The organism is Fluviicola sp. (assembly GCF_029266855.1).
In the GTDB taxonomy this organism is placed as follows: Bacteria; Bacteroidota; Bacteroidia; order Flavobacteriales_D; family Crocinitomicaceae; genus Fluviicola.
In genome coordinates this window covers 672,953-692,917 of record NZ_JAQSWB010000002.1, presented here as the reverse complement: position 1 = coordinate 692,917, position 19,965 = coordinate 672,953, and the positions used below count along the sequence as shown (strand labels likewise).

The window sequence follows — 19,965 nt, the reverse complement described above, 5'->3', positions numbered from 1 at the left end:
CTGATTAATTATTTAATATTCCCTATGTTTTTCAAATATTCCAGTTCGGCTTGGCGCAATTGCACATATGCCAAAACCAGGTTGGTTTGCGATTGCTGTAAATCCGTACTAGCCTTGATCAAGTCATTCGAGTCAATAGTTCCTTCATTGTACTGAAGTTCCGTTTGCCTGTAAACACTTTGCGAAAGTTTCAGCTGTTCCTGGGCGATCCCTAATGAATTCACCTGAATTTCGATCTGGCGTTTTGCATTTTCAGTCTGCATGTGCAGCTGCTGAGTTAACAACTCATTCTGGTTTTCCAATTTCATGTGTGAAATCTTGGTAACCTTTTGTTTGTAGTACTTTTCCATCCCGTCAAACAAAGTCCAATCCAGGCGAATTCCTAAAAATGCTGACGGAATTCCCTGACGTACATTGTCTTCAGGTTTCATATTGTAGGTGTAATTGTATCCCGCAACAAAAGACAAAGAAGGTAAGTAAGCCATATTGTTCCCTTTTTTCTCTTCTTCATTCATGCGTATCTGCGCGCCGACCAATTCCAATTCCGGGTAGTTGATGGTATTTCCTTCCACTAAAATGGATTTCTCTACCAGATCGTCCGATGCCAGTGTGATTTTCTGCTCTTCCGGCAATCCGATCAGGATTTTCAAGAGCATTTCCAATTGCTCTTGGTTTGCCAAAAGTGTTTGTTTGGCATTTACCGAGTTCAATCTGTTGATACGAAGCTTATCAACTTCTGTTTTAACGATCATTTTTTGCTTCTCCATCGCTTCCATATTACCAATCAATCGGTCAATATTCACCAGGTTCGAATCTATGAACGTGAGCTGTTTATTGATTGCCTGAAGGTTGAAGAAGGTATTTGCAACCTGCGCCTTGCTGTCACGCTCCGTAATTTTTTGCTGAATTTCGATTACTTCCTGCTGGATCTTCAGCGTACTGATACCATAATTAACCTGAGGATTGAAAAGGATTTGCTGCAACTGGATGGAGTTACTAAAAACATATGGAACACCAAATTTCACAGTAGTATAAGAGCCTGGAGGACCTCCAAACATTTCAGCCGGGAGCAGCTGACCGGGAATAATCGCGTTGTACCTGTAATCAGCATTCGCAACAATCTTGGGGTAACGCGCAGTTAAGTAAGACGAAATCTGGCTTTTATTCATTGTTACGTCCAAACGGGAGTTAACAATGGATAAATTGGCCGTGTCCGCCATTTTCAAACATGTTTCAAGATCCAATACCTGAGCTGAAGCATTACTTCCAACTCCCAGGACCATGAGTACACCTAATAAACCTTTTCTCATATTAAATCTTTGTTTAAATGATGTGTTAATTATTTGTTTTTGGGATAAATAAATACCCGATTAGCATTTCCGTAACGTATTGTTTCTGGAGCATTAAACGCTCCTGGTATTCTTCCTCCGACAAACCATTCAAATACTTCATCAATGGTTTTGCCATGAAGGGATAATGACAATTTGACATGATCAACAACATCAAATTCGTCAAATCAACTTTGCGAATAATTCCTTTCTCCTGTGCATCCAGTAACTCTTCAAAAACGCCGGTATCAGCTATTTTATCAAGGATTCCTGCATGATCAAACTCGCACTTATCACCACGTGAAAGCTCCGATAAAATGAAACGGGGAATATCCGGGTGAAGAATCAGGAATTCAAATTCCCTTTCGATGAAAATCCTCATTTTAGATTCCAGACTGAGATCTTTTTTGAAGACTTCCACCGTTGAAAGCATAAAATCTTCCAGTGCGGCTTCAAAAACGAGTTTAAACAGTTGTTTTTTAGAACAGAAATAGTAGTTTACAAGCGCCACATTCATTCCGGCAGCTTTGGCGATTTCCCGTGAGGTACAGCCATCAAACCCTTTAGCGATAAAGACATTCTTTGCAGCTTCGCGGATCTTCTCTTCTGTCGATAATTCTTTGCTCATATTTTTAAAATCGCGACAAATTTAAACACTAATTTTAAACAAGCGTTTAAATTTCTTTGATTTAATTGAATAAATAATTCAGAAATCCTGAAAAATCAGGTGTTTTCGATTAAATAAACTATTAAACAGGGCAAATTTGGGGATGAAAAGATTAGCAAGCCATCAAAAATCGGTGAATGGTAACCAAAATACCGTGAATGGTGGAAAGAGTTAAACAGGATGACTTTGACTACGCTCAGTCACCTTGTTAAACGAATATCATATTGATATTGATTGAGTGAAAACCGTCTTTTATTAAATAGAATTTTTTTAGTGAAAGGGGGATTGAGCATAGTCGAAATCCCTTTATACTCTAAGGTTCGTCAAGAAATACGTCTGTACGAGTATTATTGAAGTACAAAGTCATTGCAAATCCTATGGAAAGTGTTTGAGTAGGAGCCTTCAAATCTCCGGCAGTATATCCTCCCGTACTTGTAGAGCCGATTCTGCTCCCGTTAAACTTATACCCCGAAAAATTGTAGCTCACGATCCAACGGTAAGCAACTGCTTCATCCGAAGCCAGTACTATGCTGAAAGCAGGCTCTATGTATCCACACGTCACCTGTTGTGATCCGTATGCTTTTGTTCCTGTTGTAATAAACTGATTATTGGCAATCCCGGCGCGAACTCCCAATTCCAGTCCTAATCGCGGGGCAACCCAACTGGTCCATCCCAATTCCACATCACCACCCAGCACATGCATTCCTCCGCGCATGGATACTACTTTCTGGTGATTCACCACCGCATCGTCATTTATGTCCGGCTCAAATGGAATTTTATACTCATTTACTTTATAGTAGGAATATTTCGGTCCGAAAGCGACATACCAGTGCTCAAAAGGTTTGTATTGAAGTTTAGGATGCACATTAATCAGTCCGTTTAAGTAGTTTTTAAACATCTTATTTGCCATTCCCATAGGAAGCGTTAATTCCCCGGTAATATTCCATTTATCATTCTCAATCTGGGCATTTGAATTTGCAATGGAAATAAGAATGAACAACAGCATCAGAAACTTTTTCATAACCCCTATTTTTACGCCTAATCTACAAAAGTATTTTTACACATAACGCAGAAATTGATCAAACATGGGCTAAGATTGAACATACATTCTAATTTTGCAATATGATTAAAGGCATTATTTACATTATTCTTTCCGGAATAGCATTTTTCGTGGTAAACTTCTTTGTTAAGATGCTCGGAAATCTTGATAATGCTATAATAGACGGCTTGCAAAAATATCCTGCCCACGAACTGGTATTCTTCAGGAGTCTGGTTTCATTTTCAATCAGTGCGGCGATTATAAAATACAGAGGTCTCCCGCTATTGGGGAACAATAAAAAATGGCTTTTATTGAGAGGAACAGCCGGAATGCTTGCACTAACGATCTTCTTCTTTACATTGCACAAACTTCCACTGGCAATTGCCTCCACCCTGCAATATCTTTCTCCTATTTTCACCGTCTTAATTGCTTCCCGCCTGTTCTCGGAAAAAGTTAGCAGAATTCAATATTTCAGCAGTTTGATCGCTTTTTCAGGTGTGATCTTTATTGGGTTCAACGGACTTACGGGCAGTTTCAGTGAGCAAAACCTGGATCTGTTTTGGATGGGGATGGGAGTTCTTTCTGCGATTTTATCCGGAATAGCCTATAATGCAATCTCAAAACTCAGGGAAACAGAAGAAACCATCAATATTGTGATTTACTTCCCCATGCTCGCACTTCCGTTGACAGGAATCTGGTGCCTGTTCGATTTCACATTTCCAAGAGGTATTGAATGGCTTATTTTACTGACTATCGGAATATTTACCCAAATAGCTCAGGTATTGATGACACGTGCATTTCTATCGACAAACACAGCCATTGTCGCACCCTTTCAATACATTGGTGCTGTTTATGCTTTGTTATCAGGCTGGTTCATTTTCAATGAAAAACTGGAACTCGCTTCTTTAATCGGTGTTTGCCTGGTTGTGTTCGGGGTGATTTTCGGCACCTTATTCCGGGCACGCAAAGAAGAGGAAAAAGCATCCGAAGTATTCATCGAAGCAGAAACTGAAGTTCTTTCTTAAAATTCGTGAAACTTCCACAATAACAATCACATTTATACGTATTTTCGAACCATGTTGTCTACAATACAAAAAGACCAGCTAGCTCAATTCGGCAATCTTGAATTACTTGCAAAACAGGTTGTGGAAGGTTTTATTACCGGAATGCACAAAAGTCCGTTCCATGGATTCTCTGTGGAGTTTGCAGAACACCGTTTATACAATCCGGGGGAATCGACACGACACATTGACTGGAAACTCTATGGCCGTTCCGAGAAAATGTTCACTAAAAAATACGAAGAGGAAACGAACCTCCGCTGTCAAATGGTGGTTGATGTTTCGTCGTCTATGTATTACAGCGGAAAGAATACTTTATCCAAACTGGAGTTTTCAGTTCTTGCAGCCGCATCTTTATCGGAATTATTAAAAAGACAGCGCGATGCGGTCGGTCTTTCCTTGTTTCATAATCGCTTATTCCTGCACACTCCGGCAAAATCCTCCGGAGCTCATCATCGCTTTTTGCTGCATGAAATGGAAAAGCAACTGCATGAATATGAAGCTATTGATTCCAAATTAACGGAAACGATTTCCTGTTTACACGATGTCGCCGAATTATGCCATAAAAGAAGTTTGATCGTTATTTTCACGGATCTATTGGACGACCCTTCCAGGCTGGATGAGTTTATGCAGAGTATCCAGCACATGAAGCACAACAAACACGAAGTGGTTCTCTTTCACGTCATGGATAAAGCGACTGAAATTGATTTTGAACTTGGGCATAATCCAGTCAACCTGATTGACATGGAAACAGGTGAAAAGATGAAACTTCAGCCGGCTGAGATCAAAGAAAAATATACCACGGAGATCAATCGTTATTTCAACGAAGTCAATTTAAAATGCACGCAGTATAACGTCGATTTTTATACCGTAGACATTAAAGACCCTATACAGGACGTACTGGTGAAATACCTGTTGAAACGACAAAAATTGTATTAATTGAATAATAGTTGACTTCGACTCCCATTGACGCTTCGGTCAAGGTTTTCAGGGCTCAGTCAACTTGAATCACTTCAAATGCAAAATAAAGGTGCTTCGGCTCCGCTCAGCTGTCTTTTGAATTACATCGGTTGATGTGACTTATCCAATAGATCCAAAATTGATTTCACAGGACTGAAAGTCTGGCTTGGAATTTCCACAAAAACCGTGTTCCATTTCGCCATTGATCCGTTCCACAATCCGGGTAATTCCACAAAATGGATAGATTGGCCTTTATGCGATTTACTTACTTTGAAGTATGCATCATCATCCTTGAACGCATTTAAATCAACCTTTGAACCATCGCTGTTTTTTCCCTGACAGACCATGATCACCGGATTAAAATGTGAAGACTGGATCATTACACGTACCTGATCACTTTTCGGATTAATTTGGGCTTTTTCAACGATCTGTTTGGTAATCTCACCATTATTTTCAACCCAAAATGGTCCACCACCTGGCTGTCCTTCGTTTTGCACCATACCACAAATGCGGAGAGGCCGCTTGAGCAGTTCCAGTTTTTCGTTACTCGATAAATTATTTGCCGAGTCATGGAATAATTGGTAGTTCTCATTAAAATCATTCCAGGCAGATTCAGAGAAATCTGCAAGCAGGTTTTCTATTTCAGTTTGAACTTCCAAAAATAAACCTCCAAGCATCCGCTGGGTTTCGATCGCAATTTCAGAATGGTTGTAGTGCTGGATATTGTCAATATTCTTAATAAAGATCAGATCTGCATCCACCATGGCGAAATTTTCCAATAAAGCACCATGACCAGCCGGTCTTGTTAGAATATCTCCTTCAGGACTGAGAATCGGCTGAAAATTATCATCAAAGGCAATCGCATTCGTTTCTATGTTTTGAACCGAAAAATTCACGTCAAACTTTTTAGAAGTCATCCCCTCTAAAAATTCCAATTGGCGTTGGATATATTCCTGGAATTTCGGTTGAATGGTAAAATGGAAAGAACATGAATTCTGATTCAACAATTGCCCCTGAACCACATGTTCCTGGATGGGACACAATAAAAAAGGTCCGTTCTTATGGAAAGGTATCAATCCTTTCGGGAGGTGAGCCAATCCGTATCCTTTGTTATTCAAGATGAATGAAACGAAAGCATCCAGGTCCATACTCCTGTTTCGCAATGCTTTCTGAATCGATACCGGGAATTGATAGAAAAATGCAAAATCTTCAATATGGGTAAGAAAACGCTCCACGTATCCACTATTGCTTTCGTTCGGGTTATCCAAAAACTCAAACAAAAAGTGGAACATCCTGGAACCCGAGCCCGAAGCGGGAATAAAAAAAGAAATTTTCTTATCTGAATGGTAAAATGATTGAGCCAGGTTAGCGATTTTTTCCTCGCTCAAAACGATGATCCCTTCCTGAATCCTGCAAGCAGCGACCAGGTTTAAAGCCGGCTGTGGAGCACGCAAGCGCTCAAGTTGTAATTCTATTGTAGTTTTTAGCATAAGCATGCTTCCTGTAGCGTTTTTTTGTTTCTTTGTATCATGCAAAATTCCAAATCAATTTTCGGATTTTTACTCAAGTCGAAAGGCAGACATGGAATTCATTCCCCCTTTGTTTTCGACTTTGTCGACAACTGTTTAACGACAAAAGTGAATAAAAATTTTCTCAGTTCACGAAAAAAATGGTTGCAAAAGATCAAAAACAACAGGGAACAGTTCAAAATCACCGATTTAGGTGCAGGGTCCAGGCAAATGGGAGCCCTTCGATCTGTTTCCGATTTAGCACGGAACGCCAGCAGCAAAGGATTGTATGGCGAGATCCTATGGAAAATTACACATCACTATAAACCGGCGCTTCTGCTGGAATTAGGAACCTCAATCGGAACGGGTTCAATTCATTTAAAATCAGGGAATCCGGCAGGTCATCTGATAACAGTCGAAGGCTGTGATGCGATCTTATCCAAAGCTTCCCAGCAGTTTGATGCTTGGAATCTTTCCGGGATTACTACAATCTGCAGTTCGTTTGATGATTTTGTAAAGCTTCCGGCTATCGGAACTTACGACCTGATCTTTCTCGACGGAAATCATTCCGGGAAAGCTACCATGCATTATATCGATTCTCTATTTGAACACACACACAGCAATACAGCTTTCATACTGGATGATATTCGCTGGAGCGAGGATATGTGGGATTGCTGGAACTACCTAGTTACAGATCCGCGGTTTCATGTTACTATTGATTTGGGACGAATGGGAATTCTTTGGCGGCGGGAAGAACAAACCAAAGAACAATTTACAATCAGGCCAAAGATATTCAAGACCCGGTTATTTTAATTATTGCGAGTCATGACAAAAAACATAGGGACGCGAAGCATCACGTCCCTATCGATTTATTTATTTTCCAACCGACCCCATTGTGATCAGGTAACGCAGAATTTTCTCTTCTCCTGCAGGATCCACATGGTGTCCTTCCTTGTTGTTTACCTTTTTAACCATTCGCGGAACAATTGTTCTCCATTCCTCTTCCGGTTCTGAAGCAGGTTTTTTCAGGCGATGGCATAAATTACAGTTTGCTTCAAACAATTTCTTTCCCTCATGTAATTCATCCAATGTATACCCCGGAAATTTGGTTTGTACTCGATCAACATCTCCCTGGGTAGGCATTACTTCTACTTTAGGTGTTGAATTCTTTGCGGTTCCGCAGGCAACCAAAATTGCAAGACATGCACCTGCTAATAGACTTTTTTTATTCATACTGCTTTGATAAATTGGTGTTTTTTTAAATGAGAATATTAAAAAACACCAGGTAAGTTGCAATTAATTACTAGTTTTCGTTGAATCAAATATATAAAAATTCTTCTATTTGTTAATATTAACATTCGGAACAAATAAATAGAAATAATTAACTTTAAATCATGAAAGTTTACACCAAAAAAGGAGATGGCGGAACAACCGGTTTGATTGGCGGAACCCGTCTTCCGAAACATCATATCCGGATCGAAAGTTACGGAACAGTTGATGAACTGAACAGTTACATCGGTTTGCTACGCGATTTGATCAATGAAGATTCCAAATCAGAGGTTCTAATTGAGATCCAGGACCGCTTATTTACAATTGGTTCCAACCTTGCGGCTGATCCGGTTAAATCAAAAATGACCTTACCGGAGCTTTATGAAACTGATGTCACTTATTTGGAAGATCAGATCGATGCAATGGATAATGAGCTGCCACCCATGAAGTTTTTTGTGCTTCCGGGAGGACATGTGACTGTCTCACAATGTCATATTGCACGCTGTATTTGCAGAAGAGCTGAAAGATTAGTGTCACAATTGGGTGAATCCGAAGCAGTGAATCCGCTTATCAGTGCATATATGAACCGGCTCAGCGACTACTTATTTGTCCTCTCCCGAAAACTGGCACACGAACTAAATGCTACGGAGACTCCTTGGAAGCCAAGAACCAATTGATTTTCAAATTATTAAAAAGAGAAAAAAAACTTTTTTTTTAATCGTGAAGAAAACACTTGGATTTTTTTAGAATAAGATTATTTTTGCGCAAATAAACAACAATATACTAAGACATGTACTGGACATTAGAACTAGCATCCTACTTAGAAGACGCTCCCTGGCCTGCAACAAAAGACGAGTTGATTGACTACGCAATTAGAGCAGGTGCACCCTTAGAAGTGGTTGAAAATCTACAAGATTTGGAAGATGAGGGCGATGTGTATGAAAGCATTGAAGAAATTTGGCCAGATTATCCGTCTAAAGACGACTTCTTATTTAATGAAGATGAATATTAATTCATAACACTATTTTTAAAAGGTTCTCAGAAATGAGGACCTTTTTTTATGCCTAGTGCAGTCGGAGGACGACAAGATTAAAAGTCGATATTCTCTTTGTTAGATTATATACAGAATGTTGTATTCATATACATTCATCGCTATATCTATGCTTTATCTATGGAGTATCTATGCTTTAACTATGCTTTAACTATGCTTTAACTACGAAGTTAACCCGCCTTAAAATAGCTACTTTCCATCCGAAGGATTTCCTGCTTCTTGCTTAGCCGACTGTATTAACCAATATTTAACAGCGGAAAATTTGGCGGTCTTTCAACTCTGACTTAGCTTTACCACATGAAAAGTTTGCTTATTGGATTTTTTCAGGTACTGTGTTTCATCCAAGTCTATGGACACAATCAGCTGAATACTTATCCTTCCGATAAGGCAAATTCTTTTTCTTCTGTCTCAACAATCAATTTCAATCCGGCAAAGCAAAGCCACGATCAGGTTGCTCCGGCACATTCCGGCGCTGTCATCAAGGCCAGCTCTTCTATCCCACCTGAAGAAACGGAACTTATTTTTGAAAACATTGAAGAGGAAACAGAAGACTTTTCACCCGAAAAACACTTTCATAACAATCTGTATTTTGCTGACATTCCGGTAGATCAATCGCTCGATTATCTTTACGGAAATGGAAAAAACAGCTCCATGTTCTGTGAACAATTGTCTTTTATTACATTCAGTAAGAGACACTTGGTTTTCCAGGTTTTCAGAATATAGAATCCGGAATGACAAGATCCCTTGTCTAAGAATTTTTTCCTTAATGGTTAATCAGTGCTTTGATATTGATTAACTAATAAACCTTCGGAAAATTATCCCCGGAAATCCACGACACAATTTACGTCAAAACAAGATTATTATGAAGAGAGTTTTCATTCTCGCAGGCTTGTGTGCAGCAATAATCAGCACAGGATGCCAATCAAAAAAAGAAGAAAAGGAAGCTGCCGGCAAGCTGCTGGTCACAAGTCCCTTATTGAAAGATACAACCATTATCAAAGACTATGTCTGTCAAATTCATGCCATCCAGCACATTGAGATCAGGGCCCTGGAAAAAGGTTATTTACAAAAGATCTTTGTAGATGAAGGACAACTGGTAAAAAAAGGACAGTTGATGTTCCAAATTATGCCCATGATGTATGAGGCTGAAATGCAGAAAGCCCAGGCAGAAGCAAATTATGCAAAAACCGAATACTTAAATGCCAAAATGCTGGCTGACAGCAACATCATTTCTAAAAATCAATTAGCACTAGTAAGAGCAAAATACGATAAAGCGAAAGCAGAACTATCCTTATCGCGCGTGCATTTGGGCTTCACCGAAATAAAAGCTCCTTTCGACGGAATTATGGACCGGTTCCAGGTTCGTTTGGGAAGCCTTGTTAACGAGGGAGATTTATTGACCACTCTTTCAGACAACAGCAAACTTTGGGTTTATTTCAATGTTCCGGAAGCCGAATATTTAAATTTCAAAACAGTTTCCCAAAGCGACAACATGAAAAATGTGCGCTTATTAATGGCAAACAATGAACTATACGAGTATCCGGGAGTAGTAGAAACCATTGAAGCAGATTTCAACAATGAAACCGGTAACATAGCTTTCCGTGCTACCTTCCCGAATCCGGAAGTACTTTTAAGACACGGTGAAACCGGAAGTATCCAGATGGTGGTTCCTCTGAAAAAAGCATTGATCATTCCACAGAAAGCAACATTTGAAATTCTTGAGAAAAAATATGTCTATGTCGTTGACAAAGACAATGTGGTGCATTCCAGGGAGATTGTTATCCGTTCGGAAATGCCCGATCTGTATGTAATAAAAAACGGATTAAAAGCGGAAGAACGAATTCTTTTGGAAGGGATTCGCAAAGTAAGGGACGGAGACAAAATCACTTACAAATACCAGGAACCGAATTCAGTGCTTTCCCATCTGAAAGTTTACACAGAGTAAACCATTTTAATCCGACAAAATTATGTTTAACAAATTCATACATCGACCTGTTTTAGCCATTGTGCTTTCACTGGTCATCATTTTCATGGGCGTACTTGCCATCAGTGGTTTATCGACATCCCAGTTCCCTGAAATTGCTCCCCCAACAGTTATTGTAAGGGCCTCTTACCCGGGAGCCAGTGCGAAAGTACTCACCGAATCCGTTCTCATTCCGTTGGAACAAGCCGTAAACGGAGTTCCGGGAATGAAATACATGACTTCCGACGCAACCAGTGCAGGAGAGGCAAATATTCAAATTGTATTCAACCTGGGCACCGATCCCGATCAGGCTTTGGTACAAGTCAATACGCGCATTGCACAGGTATTGAACCGTTTACCCGTACTTGTACAGCGCGAAGGAGTCATCGTAAACCGCATTATGCCAAGTATGCTGATGTACGTCAACCTATACAGCAAAGATCCTAAGGCCGATATGAAATTCATATTCAATGTTGCCGGGGTGAATATGATCCCCGAACTGCAACGGATCAACGGAATTGGTCAGGCGAGTATTTTGGGCAGCCGTCAGTATGCTATGCGCATTTGGTTGAAACCTGATCGCATGCGGGCCTACAACATTTCTACTGATGAGATCATGGAAGCTCTAAATACACAAAGTGTTATCGGTTCTCCCGGACGAATTGGGCGAAGCGACGGTAAACGTGCAGAAGCCCTGGAGTATGTATTGACCTACAAAGGTCGTTTCAATGAAGCGGACGAATACAAGAACGTGATTATCCGGTCAAATGCCGAAGGGGAAATTCTTCGGCTGAAAGATGTTGCAAATGTAGAACTCGGCAGTGAGTATTATGATATCTATTCCAACAAAGACGAATACCCGTCTGCAGCGATCGTCTTAAAACAAACGTATGGAAGTAATGCAACTGAAGTCATTGAACGGGTAAAAGAAAAACTGGAAGAGCTGAAAAAGACTTCCTTTCCACCGGGAATGGAATATGAGATCAGTTATGATGTTTCGAACTTCCTGGATGCATCCGTTGAAAAAGTAGTCCACACACTCGGTGAAGCATTTATTCTTGTTGCATTGGTGGTATTCCTTTTCCTTGGCGACTTCCGCTCTACTCTTATTCCAACCATTGCCGTACCGGTTTCCTTAATCGGCGCTTTCATGTTCATGCAGCTCTTCGGTTTAACCATTAACCTCATCACCTTGTTTGCATTGGTACTGGCAATCGGTATCGTGGTGGATGATGCGATAGTCGTCGTCGAGGCCGTTCATGCCAAGATGGAAGAAGAACATCTTTCTCCTTATCATGCGGTCAAAAAAGTATTGAAAGAGATCAGCGGTGCTGTCATTGCAATTACCTTACTGATGACCGCCGTATTTGTACCGGTTGCATTTATGACAGGTCCGGTGGGTATTTTCTACCGGCAATTCGCGATCACCATGGCAACTTCCATCGTATTATCCGGCTTAGTGGCACTGACACTTACCCCGGTTCTTTGCGCCATGCTACTTAAGAACAATCACGGAAAACCGAGAAAGAGAACACCTGTCAACCGCTTCCTGGATTGGTTTAACCGTGGATTTGAAAAACTGACAGGAAGATACGTCGGGCTTTTAAAACGAATTGTAAACAGGAGACTCGTAACATTCGTCATCCTGCTTGCATTTGGGCTTGGAATTTTCGGACTAAGTCAGAAATTACCTTCCGGTTTTATTCCGAGTGAAGATCAGGGAATGATCTATGCCATTATTCAAACACCTCCGGGATCCACTTTGGAACGAACCAATGACATTGCACGTAAATTGCAAGGTATTGCAGAAAAAGTTCCCGGAATCAAGTCTGTTTCTGCCCTGGCAGGTTATGAAGTATTGACAGAAGGACGCGGATCCAATGCCGGAACCTGTTTGATTAACCTGGATCCCTGGTCGGAAAGAAAACACAACGTACAGGAAATCATTTACGAACTGGAGGAAAAAGCAAAGGTCATTCCGGGGGCAACCATTGAATTTTTCGATCCGCCGGCAGTTCCGGGATACGGTGCTGCAGGAGGTTTCTCTCTTCAGTTACTTGATAAAACCAATACGGGAGATTACCTGGAATTGGAACGGGTAAATACCGATTTCATGAATGCTTTGCGCAAACGAAAAGAGATCACAGGTTTGTTTACGTTCTATAGCGCGAACTATCCGCAGTATGAACTTCAGATCAATAACGATCTGGCAATGCAAAAAGGCGTTTCCATCGGAAATGCGATGAACACCTTGTCGATACTGATCGGCAGTACCTATGAACTTGGTTTCATTAAATATCAGCGTTTCTTTAAGGTCTTCGTTCAGGCATCCCCGGAATACAGAAGATTACCTGAAGACATCATGAAATTGTATGTCAAAAATGACCGGGGTGAAATGGTCCCGTTTTCAGCCTTCATGAAGATTGTCAAATCCCAGGGAGCTAATGAAATCAACCGTTATAACATGTATACTACAGCTTCCATTCGCGGTTCCGCAGCAAAAGGATACAGCAGCGGAGAAGCCATAAAGGCAGCCCAGGAAGTTGCAAAAGAAACACTGCCAAGAGGATACGACATCGATTGGGGAGGACTTTCAAAAGACGAAGTAATGCGGGGAAATGAAGCGCTTTACATCTTTATTGTCGTATTGATCTTCGTGTATTTTGTACTGGCAGCCCAATACGAAAGCTTTATTATTCCATTAGCCGTACTATTTTCACTCCCTGCCGGAATCTTCGGATCTTTCTTCCTCCTTCAACTAATGGGATTGGAGAACAACATCTATGCCCAGGTAGGATTAGTCATGCTCGTGGGGCTTCTCGGAAAGAACGCAGTTCTTATCGTAGAATTTGCCATGCAGAAACACCATGAGGGTTCAACGGTCCTGGAAGCTGCCATTGAAGGCGCAAAAGTGCGTTTTCGACCAATTCTGATGACATCCTTCGCGTTCATTGCCGGCTTGATCCCTTTGGTTATTGCAACAGGTCCGGGAGCTATCGGAAACAGGACAATCGGTGCCTGTGCACTTGGAGGAATGCTCTTCGGAACCATTTTCGGAGTCATTATTATTCCTGGGTTGTACTACATTTTCGGCACACTGGCAGCGGGTCGCAAACTAATCAAAAATGAGGATGACAGTTCTTTAACCGAAGACTTTGTTCATGCCGTAGATAATTTTCCAACAACAGATGAAACTGAAGACCATGCGCATTAAAAACAAGATCGGAAGCTGGGTAGTTATTGCGATTGTCGCAATAAGCATCACAGCATGTAAAAGCCTGAAAGTAGCTTCCAAGACGGAAAACAAATACACTCCGGGAGCTTATCAAAGTTCAAAAGACACGAGTAATACAGGAACCATCAAATGGAACGTTTTTTTCAAAGATCCATACCTAATAGCTCTGATCGATACCGCTTTGAAAAACAACCAGGAGCTGAACATCACTATACAAGAAATCGCTGTTGCACAAGCCGAGGTACGGGCAAAAAAAGGTGAGTTTTTACCTTCCGCCGGAGTAGCTGTTGGAGCTGGTGTAGAAAAGGTTGGTCGCTATACCCGCGATGGAGCAGTTGAAGAAAACCTTCCAATTACAGAGGGCCAGGTATTCCCCAATCCGCTCGGAAACTTTTCAGTTGGTGTGAACGCATCCTGGGAAGTGGATATCTGGCGTAAATTGAGAAACGCACGAGATGCGGCAGCTTCACGTTACCTGGGAACAGTAGAAGGGAAAAACTTCATGGTGACGAATCTCGTAGCCGAGATCTCCAATTCCTATTATGAACTAATGGCTTACGACAACAAATTGGAGATCCTGAAACAAAACCTGGAAATCCAGAAAAATGCTTTGGAGATCGTGAAACTTCAGAAGATAGCCGGTGAAGTGACCGAGTTGGCCGTAAAAAAGTTTGAAGCCGAGGTTTATAAAAATCAAAGTCATTTGTTCTACCTGCAACAACAGATCGTTGAAGCGGAAAACAGGATCAACTTCCTCGTTGGCCGTTTTCCACAGCCTGTCATACGGAATTCAGCAGCCTTCCAGCAAATGGTTCCCGATACGGTTTACTCCGGGATTCCTTCACAACTACTGCAGAACCGACCAGATATCCGACAGGCTGAACTGAACCTTTCCGCATCCAAGCTGGACGTAAAGGTTGCAAGAGCAAACTTCTACCCTTCCCTGCGCATCACTGCCGGAGTTGGCTACCAGGCTTTCAATGTAAAATACCTGATCACATCGCCGCAATCCCTGCTTTATAATATTGCAGGTGACCTGGTAGCGCCGTTGATCAATAGAAATGCGCTCAAAGCAAAGTATTATTCGGCAAATGCAAAACAGATCCAGGCAGTTTACAGTTACGAACAAACCATTTTGAATGCCTATATAGAGGTTGTGAATCGCATGTCGAAAGTTACGAACCTGAAAAACAGTTACGACCTGAAACAGAAACAGGTAGATGCACTGACACAATCCATTACCATTTCAACCAACCTGTTTAAATCCGCAAAAGCAGATTACATGGAAGTGCTGATGACCCAGCGCGATGCGATTGAATCCAAATTCGATTTAATTGAGATCAAGCAGGAACAACTTTCGAATATGGTTGCCATGTACCAAGCTTTGGGAGGCGGTTGGAGGTAGTACCATACGTCAAATTTAAATGGATAAGTGGAAAGCATCAGTCGTTGGCTGGTGCTTTTTGTTTGGTTTAAATTCCAATTTTCGATCTATGGAAAAAATGATCCCAACTTTCGATTTTATTCGACCACAAAGCACACGAAGAGCACGAAGTTTTTTTAGTTTTCAAGCTAGTACCCGTTCACCAAGCTCAAATTTTAACCTATATGAAACTTGCTAAAAAGGAGTTCGGCTATCTTATCAATTTCAATGAAAAGCTTTTACGAAACGGCGTGAAGCGTTTCACTCTGAAGGGAAAATATCACTCAATAAATATTCTTTGTGTGCTTCGTGCTCTTCGTGGTCATTTCATGAAGCGTGAGTGCATGAAGGAGCATTATTACAACTTAATGTAATCAATAGAAAGTTAGATTGGTTGACAACAAAAAAGGCATCCGCTGAGTAACGAATGCCTTTCTTTAATAGTTATCTGATTTATTTAGTTCTTCACCATTCTTACATTGGTGGAAGCAGTTTCAGTTCGGATCACGACCTGGTAAACTCCGTCACTGAATCCGGATAAATCGATCGGTGTTTTCCCGGAAGCATTTCCTTCAAGCACTTTTCTTCCCTGTGCATCCATCACCAGGTAATTGAATGAACCGGAACATTCAATGGTTGTCAATCCGGTTGTAGGATTCGGATAAACCGACAATCCCGCAATTGCTTCCTCATCGATTCCCAAACACTGGTCTACCGTTATTGTTCCGTTAGCAGTATTCTCACAGCCATTCAAATCCGTGTACGTATAAGAAACCGGATGAATTCCCAATCCTGCCGTGGAAGGGGTAAAAATTACTCCTGTAATTCCTGTTCCGGAATAGGTTCCGCCTGAAGGCAATCCTTGAGCAAGAGCCGCCGGACCATCCGATAAGCAGAAAATAGGAATGGTTGAAATACTTACACTTGGCAGCTGGTTTACAGTTACTGTCATTTCATCTTCAGCCTCACAGCCTGCTGCATTCGTTCCGGTAACAGTGTATGTTGTCGTTCCCAAAACAGGCATAAAAGAAACACCGTTCACAACGCCATTATCCCAATCATAAGATGCAGCTCCGCTTCCGTTTAAAGTCACTGATTCCCCGTTACACACAACCACATTCGGTCCTGCGCTTACATTCGGTGCATTATTCACGAATATTGTCACCTGGTCGGTATTCTGACATCCGTTGCTTCCAGTTCCCGTTACTTCAAAGGTTGTCTGATTGTTTATTGTAAAACTTACCCCATTTGTAATTCCTCCTGTCCAGGAATAAGAATTTGCTCCCGACCCCAGCAACGTAACCAAAGTTCCTTCACAAACCGTTTGGTCAGGACCGGCAGAGACATTTGGTGCTGACTGAACAGTAACCAAAATGCTTGAAGACGGAGAAACACATCCGTTTGCATCTGTATATGTCAGCAAATAGGTATTCGTTGCCGTAGCATTGATACTTTGAGAAACAGTTCCCGTTGACCAGGAGTTTCCATTTGCCTGAGACGAAGTCAAAGTCACTGAACCGCCTTCGCAGAAGGTAGTTGGTCCGTTTGGAGTAATCACCGGCGCAGAAGGGATGTTATTCACGGTTACAACAACCGGTGCAGATACCGAGGAACAAGCTCCCCCGTTGGAATAAGTCACTGAGTAACTTCCGGCATTTGAAACCGTGATGCTGGATGCAGTAGAACCGTTTGACCAGGTATTTCCCGATGCATAAGAAGACGTCAGAGTTACCGATCCGCCGGAACAAAAGGCCGTTGGACCACCTGGTGTCACCACCGGCGCCGCCGGAACAGGATTCACCGTTACCAGTACACTTGCAGCCTGAGATACGCATCCGTTGACATCCGTGTAAGTAAGTACGTAAGTATTTGTAGTTGCTGCGTTGATGCTTTGGGAAACAGCTCCCGTTGACCAACTATTTCCATTTGCTTGTGACGAAGTCAAAGTGACCGAACCTCCAGCACAGAATGTTGTTGGTCCGTTCGGAGTAATAACCGGCGTTGCAGGTGTGGCATTAACAGTTACAACCACAGGAGCAGAAGTTGCAGAACACGTTCCGCCGTTTGAATACGTTACCGAATATGTTCCTGCATTTGATACCGTGATGCTGGATGCAGTAGAACCGTTTGACCAGGTATTTCCCGATGCATAAGAAGAAGTCAGAGTTACCGATCCACTTCCGCAAATGGATAATGGCCCGTTTGCATTTACTGTCGGAACAGCAGGAGCAGCAGTTACGGTAATGGTTTGAGTAGCAGTTTCTGAACATCCCGCACCGTTATCAGCTGTAACGGTATATGTTGCCGTTGCTGAAGGTGTAAACGCTACATTGTTTACAACGCCGTTGTTCCAGGAAATATTCTGTCCACCTGTTGCAGAAAGAGTTACTGACTCTCCCGCACAAATCGCATTGGAAGATGCTGTTGCTACCAAGTTAACACCTGTAGTAGTCACATTAAAACTTCCCGTGTAATTAAATACGCCATCCGTTGCCGTCAGTGTAATTTGAGTGGTACCCGATGTATTGTTATTCAGGTTATTGATAACAATCCCATACGTTCCTCCTCCCAAATTATTTACAGTAATATCACTGTTGTCAACAACACTTTGATTACTGCTTGTTCCGCTTACTGAAGTAATTGCGGCCCCGACATTCGTTATGATGGCATTAACACCGCTCATTCCGGTTGATTTACAGAAACTCTGAGCAGAAGGCATTGTTGTGGTTGCATCATTATCCAAATTAATGATCGCTTGATTCTTATTCGCTAAGCCGGCGTATGTGGCATCCGCACTCCCGGTAGTTGAAGCAACCAGGTTGAAAGAGATGTCACCGTCATCAGCAGCATCATCTACTCCGGTCACCACCACATTCTGAGCTACGTTCCAGTTAGATGTAGTAAACGTTAGTTGAGCTACACTTACGGTTCCTTCCGTCAAATCAGAAGAAGAAAGGTTCACTGTCACATTTGCAGTGGGTTGTGTTGCAAGGGTTACACCGATTGTTGCTGTGGTTCCTGTTTCACTCACCGTATAAGCACCTGCATTGCTAAATGCTACGGTAGGAAAAGCAACAGCATTGTAAGCGCGTGCATAAATTCCGCGTGTGTCTCCCTGGAACCCGTTTCCGGACCAGCATCCAATGAAGGCTCCATTTGGCAACTTAGCTACGCTCGTATATTCCTGCTCACCGGCCACTGTACTGTTCATGCGTAAAAGTCCGCTGTTACTTGCATTGTAGTTTTTTCCATAAATAACGTATGCTTCATTCTCATTGGGATTTGTATAGCCTCCTGTTCGGATAGACTTAGAAATTAAAAAATCTCCGTTATCATACAAATGTCCTTCAATATTATCGTACCAATCGTTGGTAGTTACCACTGGCAGTAACACCGCATTATTGACAATTGCCGAACCTGTATTCCCTAAAATCCACATGCGCAGGTATCGTTGAGAGGAAGTGGTTCCATGAGTTGTTGTAACAATCACTTCATTGCTACTGTTTCCGCTTGCATCCAGGTCACTTCCCACATTATACTCGGAACCGATAGCCCACAAGGCATATTCCGGAATTTCAGCAATGAAGGAGCTGCTGAATGTCTTTCTCATCACCCGGCGGTCAAATGTACAACACCCGGAAGTGTTGATATATAAATGGTAAATCGCCGTCATTCGTCCATTGCTGTGATAAACGATATTCGGCTCATCATAACTCGAACCCCCGATCTCTGTTACCAGCACTTCTGTATTGAGCCAGGCATTGGAAGAAAGGTTATATCCTCTCAGGTACAATTGATTGTTGGTTGTTTTATTGTAAATAAAAGCCAGGGAATCTCCTTTCGGAGAAAGATCATACTTGGAAACAGATGCCAAAACCGTGACTTCTGCCCCCAGGACATTCAGTTCATTCAAAACCACAAACTTTAGGGTATTGCTCTCGAGGTAAGAAATAACATATTTGCCGTCTTCCCAATGCTCAATATTGATATTGGATGAACTTTCGGTATTGATGGTTATTTCTCCTGAAACAGCTGTATGCGTATTATCATAACGTTTGGCAATAATAGTTCCCCCATTTTCCTGGGTGGTCCAGATGATCACATACCCTCCTGTCGGATCGGCTGCAACCTGGCTGTTGAATTGAGTTGTGGGAATATCCGTATTCACTAATTGTTCCAGTGATACAGGACTTAGGGATTGTGCCCGTACAGTCATCAAAAAGACGGTACATAAGAGCAAGAGTACTGTTGATTTCATAAAAATTCTTATTAAAACTGGTGCAAAATTAGCCATTCAACGAGTGCTGATGGTCAGTTTCAGCAGGACAAAACGGGACAAATTCATATTTGCGCCAAGAAGAGTTTTAAATGGTGTGATTTACAGAGAATTAGTTTTTGGTAAATTGATAAGTGTTGTTAGATAAATAAAATTAGGAATCATTAAATAATGATATTAACAAGCTT

At 41.7% G+C, this 19,965-nt stretch carries 16 protein-coding genes; 10 read left to right on the top strand and 6 right to left on the bottom strand.

Translation table 11 applies throughout. From position 1 onward, the window contains the following. Positions 1-8: 8 nt before the first annotated feature. The 3 genes from K0S23_RS08440 to K0S23_RS08430 all read right to left on the bottom strand — a co-directional run bounded on the left by K0S23_RS08440 (position 9) and on the right by K0S23_RS08430 (position 3,016). A complete protein-coding gene (locus K0S23_RS08440; RefSeq protein WP_300356128.1) occupies positions 9-1,310 on the bottom strand; it encodes a TolC family protein in 1,302 nt (433 codons plus the stop codon). Positions 1,311-1,335: 25 nt separating this feature from the next. Then, positions 1,336-1,956 (bottom strand): TetR family transcriptional regulator, encoded by a 621-nt coding sequence (locus K0S23_RS08435; RefSeq protein ID WP_300356126.1) that lies wholly within the window; start codon positions 1,954-1,956, stop codon positions 1,336-1,338. Between the two features lie 352 nt (positions 1,957-2,308). Continuing rightward, positions 2,309-3,016 (bottom strand): hypothetical protein, encoded by a 708-nt coding sequence (locus tag K0S23_RS08430; protein ID WP_300356124.1) that lies wholly within the window; start codon positions 3,014-3,016, stop codon positions 2,309-2,311. A gap of 101 nt (positions 3,017-3,117) precedes the next feature. Between K0S23_RS08430 and K0S23_RS08425 the strand changes: the two genes are divergently transcribed. After that, positions 3,118-4,059 (top strand): DMT family transporter, encoded by a 942-nt coding sequence (locus K0S23_RS08425; RefSeq protein ID WP_300356122.1) that lies wholly within the window; start codon positions 3,118-3,120, stop codon positions 4,057-4,059. A 51-nt stretch (positions 4,060-4,110) separates the two neighbouring features. Then, a complete protein-coding gene (locus tag K0S23_RS08420; protein WP_300356120.1) occupies positions 4,111-5,031 on the top strand; it encodes a DUF58 domain-containing protein in 921 nt (306 codons plus the stop codon). Positions 5,032-5,153: 122 nt separating this feature from the next. On the opposite strand, the gene K0S23_RS08415 is transcribed toward K0S23_RS08420, so the two are convergent. Beyond that, positions 5,154-6,548, bottom strand: coding sequence for a DUF4301 family protein (locus K0S23_RS08415; protein WP_300356118.1), 1,395 nt, complete (start codon positions 6,546-6,548; stop codon positions 5,154-5,156). Positions 6,549-6,725: 177 nt separating this feature from the next. Here K0S23_RS08415 and K0S23_RS08410 point away from each other — a divergent pair, with 177 nt between their 5' ends. Beyond that, entirely contained in the window at positions 6,726-7,373 is a 648-nt protein-coding gene (locus K0S23_RS08410) for a class I SAM-dependent methyltransferase (RefSeq protein ID WP_300356116.1), read from the top strand. 60 nt (positions 7,374-7,433) lie between these two features. Here K0S23_RS08410 and K0S23_RS08405 read toward each other — a convergent pair whose 3' ends face one another. Then, on the bottom strand, positions 7,434-7,793 hold the full coding sequence (locus tag K0S23_RS08405) for a hypothetical protein (RefSeq protein ID WP_300356114.1): 360 nt from the start codon (positions 7,791-7,793) through the stop codon (positions 7,434-7,436). A 161-nt stretch (positions 7,794-7,954) separates the two neighbouring features. On the opposite strand from K0S23_RS08405, the gene K0S23_RS08400 reads away from it, so the two are divergent. From K0S23_RS08400 to K0S23_RS08370, 7 genes are all read left to right on the top strand, one after another. After that, positions 7,955-8,506, top strand: coding sequence for a cob(I)yrinic acid a,c-diamide adenosyltransferase (locus tag K0S23_RS08400; protein ID WP_300356112.1), 552 nt, complete (start codon positions 7,955-7,957; stop codon positions 8,504-8,506). 113 nt (positions 8,507-8,619) lie between these two features. Beyond that, complete coding sequence (locus tag K0S23_RS08395; RefSeq protein ID WP_124745056.1) at positions 8,620-8,841, top strand: DUF2795 domain-containing protein; 222 nt, start codon at positions 8,620-8,622, stop codon at positions 8,839-8,841. Positions 8,842-9,177: 336 nt separating this feature from the next. Continuing rightward, positions 9,178-9,603 (top strand): hypothetical protein, encoded by a 426-nt coding sequence (locus K0S23_RS08390; RefSeq protein WP_300356110.1) that lies wholly within the window; start codon positions 9,178-9,180, stop codon positions 9,601-9,603. A gap of 139 nt (positions 9,604-9,742) precedes the next feature. Next, a complete protein-coding gene (locus K0S23_RS08385; RefSeq protein WP_300356108.1) occupies positions 9,743-10,825 on the top strand; it encodes an efflux RND transporter periplasmic adaptor subunit in 1,083 nt (360 codons plus the stop codon). 22 nt (positions 10,826-10,847) lie between these two features. Continuing rightward, positions 10,848-14,057, top strand: a complete 3,210-nt coding sequence (locus K0S23_RS08380) for an efflux RND transporter permease subunit (RefSeq protein WP_300356106.1) — start codon at positions 10,848-10,850, stop codon at positions 14,055-14,057. After that, positions 14,047-15,483: an efflux transporter outer membrane subunit gene (locus tag K0S23_RS08375; RefSeq protein WP_300356104.1), complete on the top strand. Its 1,437-nt coding sequence runs from the start codon at positions 14,047-14,049 to the stop codon at positions 15,481-15,483. The genes K0S23_RS08380 and K0S23_RS08375 overlap by 11 nt, the downstream gene beginning before the upstream one ends. A 113-nt stretch (positions 15,484-15,596) precedes the next feature. Further along, the gene (locus tag K0S23_RS08370) at positions 15,597-15,875 is read left to right on the top strand and encodes a GxxExxY protein (protein WP_300356199.1); all 279 of its coding nucleotides are present in this window, start codon (positions 15,597-15,599) and stop codon (positions 15,873-15,875) included. Positions 15,876-15,958: 83 nt separating this feature from the next. Here K0S23_RS08370 and K0S23_RS08365 read toward each other — a convergent pair whose 3' ends face one another. After that, the gene (locus K0S23_RS08365; RefSeq protein ID WP_300356102.1) at positions 15,959-19,759 is read right to left on the bottom strand and encodes a T9SS type A sorting domain-containing protein; all 3,801 of its coding nucleotides are present in this window, start codon (positions 19,757-19,759) and stop codon (positions 15,959-15,961) included. Positions 19,760-19,965: the final 206 nt, after the last annotated feature.

Bases quoted from the DNA above. Each gene is read 5' to 3' on its own strand.
- K0S23_RS08395 (WP_124745056.1), top strand. From the start codon at position 8,620: ATGTACTGGACATTAGAACTAGCATCCTACTTAGAAGACGCTCCCTGG.
- K0S23_RS08405 (WP_300356114.1), bottom strand. From the start codon at position 7,793: ATGAATAAAAAAAGTCTATTAGCAGGTGCATGTCTTGCAATTTTGGTT.
- K0S23_RS08420 (WP_300356120.1), top strand. From the start codon at position 4,111: ATGTTGTCTACAATACAAAAAGACCAGCTAGCTCAATTCGGCAATCTT.
- K0S23_RS08380 (WP_300356106.1), top strand. From the start codon at position 10,848: ATGTTTAACAAATTCATACATCGACCTGTTTTAGCCATTGTGCTTTCA.
- K0S23_RS08365 (WP_300356102.1), bottom strand. From the start codon at position 19,759: ATGAAATCAACAGTACTCTTGCTCTTATGTACCGTCTTTTTGATGACT.
- K0S23_RS08385 (WP_300356108.1), top strand. From the start codon at position 9,743: ATGAAGAGAGTTTTCATTCTCGCAGGCTTGTGTGCAGCAATAATCAGC.
- K0S23_RS08430 (WP_300356124.1), bottom strand. From the start codon at position 3,016: ATGAAAAAGTTTCTGATGCTGTTGTTCATTCTTATTTCCATTGCAAAT.
- K0S23_RS08400 (WP_300356112.1), top strand. From the start codon at position 7,955: ATGAAAGTTTACACCAAAAAAGGAGATGGCGGAACAACCGGTTTGATT.
- K0S23_RS08415 (WP_300356118.1), bottom strand. From the start codon at position 6,548: ATGCTTATGCTAAAAACTACAATAGAATTACAACTTGAGCGCTTGCGT.
- K0S23_RS08375 (WP_300356104.1), top strand. From the start codon at position 14,047: ATGCGCATTAAAAACAAGATCGGAAGCTGGGTAGTTATTGCGATTGTC.
- K0S23_RS08390 (WP_300356110.1), top strand. From the start codon at position 9,178: ATGAAAAGTTTGCTTATTGGATTTTTTCAGGTACTGTGTTTCATCCAA.
- K0S23_RS08435 (WP_300356126.1), bottom strand. From the start codon at position 1,956: ATGAGCAAAGAATTATCGACAGAAGAGAAGATCCGCGAAGCTGCAAAG.
- K0S23_RS08440 (WP_300356128.1), bottom strand. From the start codon at position 1,310: ATGAGAAAAGGTTTATTAGGTGTACTCATGGTCCTGGGAGTTGGAAGT.
- K0S23_RS08425 (WP_300356122.1), top strand. From the start codon at position 3,118: ATGATTAAAGGCATTATTTACATTATTCTTTCCGGAATAGCATTTTTC.